The sequence below is a fragment of the Pseudomonas sp. DP-17 genome (assembly GCF_022380625.1).
Classification (GTDB): Bacteria; Pseudomonadota; Gammaproteobacteria; order Pseudomonadales; family Pseudomonadaceae; genus Pseudomonas; species Pseudomonas nitroreducens_A.
The window spans coordinates 352,194-360,594 of the sequence record NZ_JAKSXG010000002.1; the positions used below are offsets into that span (position 1 = coordinate 352,194).

Annotated in this window: 9 protein-coding genes; 5 read left to right on the forward strand and 4 right to left on the reverse strand. The window is 67.0% G+C overall.

Annotation, left to right across the window (positions count from 1 at the left end; all coding sequences use genetic code 11):
- Nucleotides 1–32: 32 nt before the first annotated feature.
- Nucleotides 33–1,184, reverse strand: coding sequence for a YbfB/YjiJ family MFS transporter (locus MJ122_RS07200; RefSeq protein ID WP_239743278.1), 1,152 nt, complete (start codon nt 1,182–1,184; stop codon nt 33–35).
- The gene (locus MJ122_RS07205; RefSeq protein WP_239743280.1) at nt 1,181–2,053 is read right to left on the reverse strand and encodes a LysR family transcriptional regulator; all 873 of its coding nucleotides are present in this window, start codon (nt 2,051–2,053) and stop codon (nt 1,181–1,183) included. The genes MJ122_RS07200 and MJ122_RS07205 overlap by 4 nt, the downstream gene beginning before the upstream one ends.
- Before the next feature lie 114 nt (nt 2,054–2,167).
- Between MJ122_RS07205 and MJ122_RS07210 the strand changes: the two genes are divergently transcribed.
- Nucleotides 2,168–3,226 carry a nitronate monooxygenase gene (locus tag MJ122_RS07210; RefSeq protein WP_239743282.1) on the forward strand — a complete coding sequence of 353 codons (1,059 nt, stop codon included), beginning with the start codon at nt 2,168–2,170 and terminating at the stop codon, nt 3,224–3,226.
- An 86-nt stretch (nt 3,227–3,312) separates the two neighbouring features.
- On the opposite strand, the gene MJ122_RS07215 is transcribed toward MJ122_RS07210, so the two are convergent.
- Nucleotides 3,313–4,203 (reverse strand): DMT family transporter, encoded by an 891-nt coding sequence (locus MJ122_RS07215; RefSeq protein ID WP_239743284.1) that lies wholly within the window; start codon nt 4,201–4,203, stop codon nt 3,313–3,315.
- A 264-nt stretch (nt 4,204–4,467) separates the two neighbouring features.
- On the opposite strand from MJ122_RS07215, the gene MJ122_RS07220 reads away from it, so the two are divergent.
- The gene (locus MJ122_RS07220; protein WP_239743287.1) at nt 4,468–5,265 is read left to right on the forward strand and encodes a helix-turn-helix transcriptional regulator; all 798 of its coding nucleotides are present in this window, start codon (nt 4,468–4,470) and stop codon (nt 5,263–5,265) included.
- Between the two features lie 16 nt (nt 5,266–5,281).
- On the opposite strand, the gene MJ122_RS07225 is transcribed toward MJ122_RS07220, so the two are convergent.
- Complete coding sequence (locus tag MJ122_RS07225) at nt 5,282–5,818, reverse strand: RNA polymerase factor sigma-70 (protein WP_088418642.1); 537 nt, start codon at nt 5,816–5,818, stop codon at nt 5,282–5,284.
- Nucleotides 5,819–6,164: 346 nt separating this feature from the next.
- Here MJ122_RS07225 and MJ122_RS07230 point away from each other — a divergent pair, with 346 nt between their 5' ends.
- Genes MJ122_RS07230 through MJ122_RS07240 form a run of 3 tightly spaced genes read left to right on the forward strand, consistent with a single transcriptional unit; the run spans nt 6,165 to nt 8,108 of the window.
- Nucleotides 6,165–6,374: an MbtH family protein gene (locus tag MJ122_RS07230; protein ID WP_017520929.1), complete on the forward strand. Its 210-nt coding sequence runs from the start codon at nt 6,165–6,167 to the stop codon at nt 6,372–6,374.
- Between the two features lie 3 nt (nt 6,375–6,377).
- Entirely contained in the window at nt 6,378–7,100 is a 723-nt protein-coding gene (locus MJ122_RS07235) for an alpha/beta fold hydrolase (protein WP_088418644.1), read from the forward strand.
- A 21-nt stretch (nt 7,101–7,121) separates the two neighbouring features.
- Nucleotides 7,122–8,108 carry a TauD/TfdA family dioxygenase gene (locus tag MJ122_RS07240; protein WP_239743289.1) on the forward strand — a complete coding sequence of 329 codons (987 nt, stop codon included), beginning with the start codon at nt 7,122–7,124 and terminating at the stop codon, nt 8,106–8,108.
- Nucleotides 8,109–8,401 lie beyond the last annotated feature (293 nt).

Sequence of the window (8,401 nt, forward strand, 5' to 3'; positions counted from 1 at the left end):
GTCGGCGGATAACCTGTTCCAGGTTATGCGCCCTACGTGGGCACCACCTCGGCGCGGCGCAACGGCAGGCAGCACAGCGCGCCGATCAGCAGTGCACTGGCCGCCGCCCCCAGGGCCGGGATGAAGCTGCCGGTCAGCCCGCGCAGGGCGCTGGCGGCCAGCGGCCCGACGATCTGTCCGATGCCATACAGTGCCGTCATCGCGGCGAGCATGTTGAATCGAACCTGTGCGGCCACCGCGCGGGCCGCCGGCATGGCGATGGTCACGGTGCCCATGAAGCTGCCGCCTACCAGTACCGCGCTGCCCAGATAAAGGAATGCCGAGTCGCCCAGTGCCGGCAGCATCACGCCCGCCGCCTGTACCAGCAGGTTCAGCGCCAATGCTCGCCGGCCGCCCAGCTTCAGGTGCAGGCGATGCCAGAGGAAGCAGGATGGCGCAGCCCCCAGGCCGAACGCGGCCCAGACCTGCAACGGGTCGATGGCGCCCAGGCCGCTCTTCATCAGCAATGGCAGGTAGGTGGCGGTGATGATGTAGCCGAAGCCGGCCAGGCCGTAGACCAGCAGGATGATCGGCGCGGACAGCTCCGGCACGGTCCCCACCCCGTTCGCTGTGTGATGCGGCGCGGTCGGTGCCTCCCGACCGAGCGCGGGCGCGGCCAGCAGCGCCAGCACCAGCCCGGCCAGCGCCAGCACGCACCAGATAGCTGCGCTGCCCAGACCAAAGGCGTTGCCGGCGGCGATCAGCTCCGCCGAGGCGAGGATGCCGATCCCCACGCCGGCGAACATCATCGGCGCGCCTTGGCTTTCACCCATGGCCTGCAAAAGCCATTGCGCGGCGCTGACCAGGGCCATGGCGCTGAGCACGCCGGCCAGCAGGCGTACGCCGATGGCGAACCCGGTCGGCGCGGGAATGGCCATGGCGGCGAGGGTGGCCAGGGTGCCGACCAGGGCGATCACGCAGATGCGAGCCGCATGTCGTTCGTGGCTGCGCGCCAGCAGCAGCGCGCCGAGCAGGTAGCCGGCGTAGTTGGCCGAGGCGGCCAGGGAACCGCCAGTGACGCTGAGCACGCCGTCACGGACCATCAGCGGGTAGAGCCCGGTGAAGGCGAAACGGCCGAAACCCATGCCGACAGCCAGGATCAGCGCTGCGGACAGTGCGGCGGGCAGGCGCCGAGTGCGGCTCACGAGCGTGCCTCCAGGGCTTCCCGCCAGCGCTGGAAGGCGCCGGTGGCGAAGCCGTCGCGCCAGATCAGCAGGGTGTCCACTTCCATCAGCGGTACCACCTGCAAGGCCGGCATGTCCCGTTGCAGCTCCAGCACCGAGCGCGGCAGGACGCCGAAGCAGGAGCCGGCATTCACACAGGCGAGGATACCGTGGTAGGAGCCCACTTCCTGCACGGCGAGCGAGGCCCCCTTCAACCAGCGCTCGAGCAGTTGGCGGTAAGTGCAGCCACGGGCGAAGCCCACCAGGGTGCGGATCTGCACATCCTCGGGGCGCTCGACTGGCGGGTGGTCGCCGGGCAGCACCAGCAGCAGTTCCTCGCGAAACACAGGTTCAGCGCACAGGCCCCGTTCCAGCAGCGATTCGAAACCCGGATCGGCGTGGAGGATGTCAGGGTGGGAAATCAGCGCGCAGTCCAGCTGGCGGTCCAGCACCTGATTGATCAGCTTCTGGCTATGCCCCGTGCTGACGTGCAGTTCGACCTCGGGATACGCGCGGTGAAAGCCAGCGAGGATATTCGGCAACCGGCTGGCCGCAGCGGCTTCCATGCTGCCCAGGCGCAGGCTGCCGGCAGCGCTCTGCGGGTGCAGCGACTGCCGCGCTTCGCTGGCCAGGGCCAGCAACTGCTCGGCGTAGCGGAGGAACTCGCGGCCCTGGTCGGTCAGCGTCATGCGCTTGCCGTCACGCAGGAACAGCGCCGCGCCGAGATCGTCTTCAAGCTGGCGGATGCGCGTGGTGACGTTCGATTGCACGCGCTGCAGGCGAGCGGCAGCGCGGGTGACGCTCTGTTCCTCGGCGACGCAGCGGAAGATTTCCAGGCTGGAGAGATCCATTGTCGATCTTCTTTAGAGAATAAGTTGTAGATAATATTCTCTTTGTGAGATTGTTGGTCAAGTGCAAATCAGCCAGGCGGCCCCGCCGCCGGCTCCGACCCCGAGGACCCCGTCATGCGCATCACCGAACTGCTCGGCATCCAGCACCCCATCATCCAGGCGCCCATGGTCGGCGTCTCCACCCCGGCGCTGGCCGCTGCGGTGTCCAACGCCGGTGGGCTGGGTTCCATCGGCCTGGGTGCGAGCAGTGCCACCCAGGCCCGGGCCCTGCTGGAGCAGACCCGCGTGCTGACCGACAAGCCGCTCAACCTCAACCTGTTCTGCCACCGCCCAGCCGTGGCGGACCCGGCGCGCGAGGCAGCGTGGCTGGAACACCTGCGCCCGCTGTTCGCCGAGTTCGATGCGCAGCCGCCTGCGCAGATCACCGAGATCTACCGCAGCTTCCTGGCTGACCCCCAGATGCTGGCGTTCCTCATCGAGGCGCGTCCGGCAGTGGTCAGCTTCCACTTCGGCCTGCCGCCGCAGGCGTGGATCGACCGCCTCAAGGCCGCGGGCATCCGCCTGCTGGCGACCGCCACTTGCCTTGCGGAAGGCCGGGCCATCGAGGCGGCGGGTATCGATGCGATCGTTGCGCAAGGCTATGAGGCCGGCGGGCACCGGGGCGTGTTCGAGCCGGAGAAGGACGCGCGCATCGGCACCTTCGCGCTGGTTCGCACGCTGGTAAAAGGCACCAACCTGCCGGTGATTGCGGCCGGCGGCATCATGGACGGGCAGGGCATGCGCGCGGTGTTCGAACTGGGCGCGCAGGCGGTGCAGATGGGGACGGCGTTCATCGCTGCCGACGAGTCTTCGGCCAATGCGGCGTTCAAGGCGGCGCTGCGAGGCGAGCGCGGGGAGCGTACCGAGGTGACCGCGGCGATTTCCGGCCGCGCGGCGCGGGGCATGGTGAATCGGCTGTTTACCGATCTGGGCAGCGCGAACGCGCCGGTGCTGCCCGACTACCCGATCACCTATGACGCAGCCAAGGCACTGACGGCTGCTGCGACAGCCAAGGGCAATACCGACTTTGCCGTGCAATGGGCCGGGCAGGGCGCGCCGCTGTCGCGGGAGATGTCGGCGGCGCAGCTGGTGGCAACCCTGATGCGGGAATTCCGCACTGGCGCGAATCTGTAGGAGCGAGCTTGCTCGCGAACAAATTTTCCGGCGACGCTTGCGTCAAGCGGTTCGCGAGCAAGCTCGCTCCTACGAGAACATCCGAGTCAGCGCGCGCCGATGGCGGCGGGCTTTGCCCGCGGTCGCCACAGCTCGGCCAGCAGCACGCCGGTCAGGGTCAGCGCGCCGCCCACCAGGTGGTAGCTGGTCAACTGCTCGCCCAGCACAACCGAGGCGATGGCGGCGGTCAGCACCGGCAGCAGGTTGAAGAACAGCGCCATGCGGCTCGGCCCCATGCGCTGCACGCCCTGCATCCACGCCAGCGCGCCGACGATGGAGGCCAGCAGCCCGGCATACATCACCAGCGGCAGGTTGGCAGCGTTCAGACCATGGTGCGGCGAGGCCACATAGAGCGGCGCCAGCGCGACGATGGCGACCAGCACCTGGAGGTACAGCATCAGCAGCGGCGGCAACGGCAGGTTCCACTTCTTCAACAGTACGCCGTACACGCCGTAGGCGAGGGTGGCGACGATCATCATGCCGTCGCCCAGGTTTACCCCGTGGCTGATCAGTTGCCGCGGATTGCCCTGGGTGATCACCAGCAGCACGCCACCCAGCGAGACGAGGGCACCCACCACTGCGGCAACGCTCAGCTTGTGGCGCAGCAGCACCGATGCCAGCGCAAGAGACATCAGTGGCATCAGCGAGAGAATGATGCCCATGTTGGTCGCCGAGGTGAGGGCCGCGGCATAGTAGGCCAGGCACTGGTAGACGGCCATGCCGAGCAGGCCGAGGGTGACGATCCTGCCCAGGTTGTCGCGGATCACCGACCCGTGCACGAGGGTGGCGCGCAGCAGGAAGGGCGTCAGCAGTGCGCCGGCCAGAACCCAACGGAAGAAGCCGATCTCCGCCGGGGCGATCTGCCCCACGGCGAGCTTGTTGACGACGGTATTGCCGGACCAGATGACCACGGCCAGCAGGGGGAACAGGTAATTCATGGGTTCTTGCAGGTCTCAGGTTTTGGTTTGGCGCGGGGATTTTTCCCTCTCCCTCACCCTGAAGGGAGGGGGGACGGTCTGGCGCGTGCGGTGCTCGCCGGCTGACTCTGCTGTAGCGCTGCACTCCGGACGGCTCCCTCTCCCTTCGGAGCGGGGCGCGTAGCCAGGGCTGGGGAGAGGGTGCTCCACAATCGACCGCCATTGTCCGCCCGTCCGAATCCAGACGTATAATGAAAACCGGACAATCCACCCCGGCATTCGGACATGACCCGCGCACTGCCGCTCCCGCTTCCCGACATCGATCAACTGCCCGCCGAGCTGTACTTCCGCTACGACGAGTTCGACGCCGGCACCCACTCGCCCAGCCATCGCCACGCCTGGGGCCAGCTCAACTACGCCTCCCACGGAGTGATGGAGCTTGAGGTGGACGGCCAGCGCTTCCTCTCGCCGCCGCAGTACGCCGTGTGGGTGCCGCCGGGGCTCGAACACAGCTGCTACAACCGCCAGGCGATCATCTACCGCTCGCTCTACGTATCCGCCGAACTGGCCTGCAAGTTGCCGCAGTCCCCTTGCACGCTGGCGATCAGCGACATCCTCAAGGCGATCCTTTCCGATTTCGCCGCGCGCGGGGTGAACATCCCGCAGAGTTCGGCGGACCAGCGCCTGGCCGAGGTGGTGATGGACCAGCTGCAGGCCGCGCAGCCGCACGACGACTACCTGCCGTATGCCAACGGTGGTGCACTGGGTGAAGTGCTGGCCGCGCTGCAGGCCGAGCCGGGCGACAACCGCACCCTCGCACAATGGGCCGAGCGCGTGCACAGCACCGAGCGCACCCTGGCGCGGGCGTGTCAGCGGGAATTGGGAATGTCGTTCGGCGAATGGCGCCAGCGCCTGCGGTTTCTCGCCGCCATCGAGGCACTGGCATCGGGGGAGGGGGTGCAGCAGATCGCCTTCAACCTGGGCTACAGCAGCCCTTCGGCGTTCATCGCGATGTTCCGGCGGTTGTCGGGCACCACGCCGGAGCAGTATCGACTGACCTTCCGCGCCCTGGCGGAAGGCTGAGGCTCAAAACGGAATCTCAGGGCTTGCCGTCTTCCAGCCCCTTGAGGGTCTTGCGGCAGTGGACCAGCGCATCGCGCACCATGAAGTTCACCAGGGTCGGGGAAACGCCCAGTTCCTCGGCGATCTCCTTCTGCGTGCGGCCGTGCAGGCGGTACATCTCGAAGGCGTAGCGGGTGCGCTCGGGCAGGGTCTGCAGGGCGCTGGAAATAGCCTCCAGGGTCTGCCGGTCCTCGTGCTCGGTCTCCGGTGACGCGGACGGCGTCGCGATGTGCATGCCTTCTTCCTCGCTACCCGAGTAGCGCTTCTCCAGCGCCTGGCGGCGATAGAGGTCGATGGCCAGGTTGCGCACCACGCGCATCAGGTAGCCGCTCTGCGACTGGATGCCGGGAGTGAGGTCGCTCGCATTGAGCTTGATGTACGCATCGTGCACCACGTCTTCGGCATGGCTGCGGCAGCCGAGGATGCGTGCGGCCGCATTGATGAAGGTCTGCCGGTGGGTAGCGAACAGCTCGTGGAGAGCGGGGCGCGGCTCGGCGGGCATTGGCTTGGACATGCAAGGTTTCCTATGCGGCGGCGGAGGCGGGGACGTCCACATGGGTTGAGGCGGTCAATCTAGATCAAATGATAATTATTATCAATTTATTCGGAAGACTCCGACTATCGCTCTGGAACAGGGTTCCAACACCAGTGTGAAGATTTTTCATTCGAATCCATTCGTCAGGTCTCTCGGTACTCGGGTGAAGGACAAGCCTGGAAATTTCGCCGGCACATATCTTATGAGAATTAATCGCATCCGAGAACACTAACTATTTCATCATCTCCCTCGTCTTCATGGCAGAGCTGGAAAACATCGGTAATGGCCGGTGGCCGGCATTCCATACAGCTGAAGGAGAAGGGCGATGGCGTTCGATCGCGAAGATGCGGTTTACAAGGTGCTGGTCAATGGCGAAGAGCAGTACTCGCTGTGGCCGGACTACAAGGAAGTCCCCGCCGGCTGGCGCGAAGCAGGCAAGCAGGGCAGCAAGGTCGACTGCCTCGCCTTCGTCGAAGCCAACTGGACCGACATGCGCCCGCTGAGCCTTCGGCAGAAGATGGCCGAGGTGCAGTAACCGATGCTGCGCCTGTTCTGCCTGCCGTACTCCGGCGCCAGCGCCATGGTCTATGCCCGCTGGAAGCGCCAGTTGCCGAACTGGATCGAAGCCTGCCCGGTGGAGCTGCCCGGCCGTGGCCGGCGCTTCGCCGAGAGCCTGCAGACCGATCTGCGTGCCCTGGCCAGCCAACTGGCGGATGAAATCGCCGCGCGCCTCGACCAGCCCTACGCGCTCTTCGGCCATAGCCTCGGCGGCCTGCTGGCCTTCGAGCTCGCCCACGCCCTGCGCGAGCGCGGCCTGCCGAGGCCGCAGGCGCTGTTCGCCTCGGCAGCCTCCGCGCCGGCCCGCCGCGACAGCCATCGCGAGCTGGCACAGGAGCAGAGCGATGCCCAGCTGATCGAGCGCATGCGCCGCCTGGGCGGCACGCCCGAAGCGGTATTCGCCGACGAGGAAATGCTGCGCCTGACCCTGCCGGTGATGCGCGCCGATTTCCTCCTCTGCGGCCTTTACGACTACCGCCCCCGTGCACCGTTGGCCTGTCCGATCCATGTGTTCGGCGGCAAGGCCGACCGGCTCTCGGTGGATTCCCTGTCCGCGTGGCAGGACGAAACCAGCGCAGGCTTCTCCCTGGAGATGCTCGACGGCGGCCATTTCTTCCTCAATACCGGCGAGGCGCGCCTGCTCGAGCTGCTGCTCGGCCACCTGCGCCAGCCCGGCCAGTCGACCAGCGCAGCGCTGGCCTGATCGATTCAAGCGGAGACCCCGATGCCAAGCTCCTCTCTGTTCGACATTGCTCCCCTGGCCGAAGCGCGCGGCGGCCTGCCGCTGCTGGTCCAGGCCCGCGGCGACGGCATCGACCTGCTCGACGCCCTGGCCGAGCTGCGCCCGCTGGTGGCGGAACGCCTGCCGGTCTGCGCCGGCATGCTCTTCCGCGGCTTCCAGGTCGGCGCACCGGAGCGCTTCCGTGAGTTCGCCGCCGGCTTCGGCCATCCGCTGCTCAACTACGAGTTCGGCTCCACCCCGCGCAGCAACGTTACCAGTGGCGTGTACACCTCCACCGAGTACCCGCCGCACCAGCACATCCCGCTGCACAACGAGCAGGCCTACACCCGCGAATGGCCCATGAAGATCTGGTTCCACTGCGTGCAGGCCGCACAGAGCGGCGGCGAGACGCCCATCGCCGACAGTCGCGAGATCTACCGCCAGGTGGACGAAGGCATCCGCCGCCGCTTCAGCGAACGCGGCCTGATGTACACCCGCAACTTCGGCAACGGCCTGGACGTGGCCTGGGAGCAGGTGTTCAACAGCGATGATCCGGCCGTGGTGGAGGCCTACTGCAAGGCCCACCGGATCGGCTGGGAATGGAAGGAAGACGGCGAGCTGCGCACCCGCCAGGTCTGCCAGGCCGTCGCGCAGCACCCGGTGACCCGCGACTGGGTCTGGTTCAACCAGGCGCACCTGTTCCATGTCTCCAACCTGCCGCCGGAAGTGCGCGAGAGCCTGCTGGAAATCGTCGACGAGGAGGATCTGCCGCGCAACGTCTACTACGGCGACGGCAGCCCCATCGAACCATCGGTACTCGACGAAATCCGCGGCGTGCTGGAGGAGGCCAAGGTGAGCTTCCCCTGGTGCAGCGGCGACGTCCTGATGCTCGACAACATGCTCGCCGCCCATGCGCGCTCGCCGTTCTCCGGGCCGCGCAAGGTAGTGGTGGCGATGGCGGAAGGGCATGGGGCTGACGCACAAGCCTGAACGCCGCACGGATAGCTCCCGCTCCCTAGCCCTGGCTGCGCGCCCCGCTCCGAAGGGAGAGGGGACTGGTTCGGAGCAGATGGATGTATCAGGAGTACGCCGGACGTAAAGGCCGGCACGGATAGCTCCCTCTCCCTTCAGGGAGAGGGCGGGGGAGAGGGCAGCGCCCAGCACCGCAGTAGCGGGTAGCACTCTCTCCCTGACCCTCTTCCTGAAGGGAGAGGGAACAGTTTGGAGTACCGGGAAAGCCCATGCCAGGCACGGGCGCCGGTAAGTCCCAGGAATTTCCCCCG

Excerpts from the sequence above, each read along its gene's own strand:
- MJ122_RS07205 (WP_239743280.1), bottom strand. The coding sequence starts at position 2,053 with ATGGATCTCTCCAGCCTGGAAATCTTCCGCTGCGTCGCCGAGGAACAG.
- MJ122_RS07230 (WP_017520929.1), top strand. The coding sequence starts at position 6,165 with ATGGCGTTCGATCGCGAAGATGCGGTTTACAAGGTGCTGGTCAATGGC.
- MJ122_RS07240 (WP_239743289.1), top strand. The coding sequence starts at position 7,122 with ATGCCAAGCTCCTCTCTGTTCGACATTGCTCCCCTGGCCGAAGCGCGC.
- MJ122_RS07220 (WP_239743287.1), top strand. The coding sequence starts at position 4,468 with ATGACCCGCGCACTGCCGCTCCCGCTTCCCGACATCGATCAACTGCCC.
- MJ122_RS07235 (WP_088418644.1), top strand. The coding sequence starts at position 6,378 with ATGCTGCGCCTGTTCTGCCTGCCGTACTCCGGCGCCAGCGCCATGGTC.
- MJ122_RS07225 (WP_088418642.1), bottom strand. The coding sequence starts at position 5,818 with ATGTCCAAGCCAATGCCCGCCGAGCCGCGCCCCGCTCTCCACGAGCTG.
- MJ122_RS07210 (WP_239743282.1), top strand. The coding sequence starts at position 2,168 with ATGCGCATCACCGAACTGCTCGGCATCCAGCACCCCATCATCCAGGCG.
- MJ122_RS07215 (WP_239743284.1), bottom strand. The coding sequence starts at position 4,203 with ATGAATTACCTGTTCCCCCTGCTGGCCGTGGTCATCTGGTCCGGCAAT.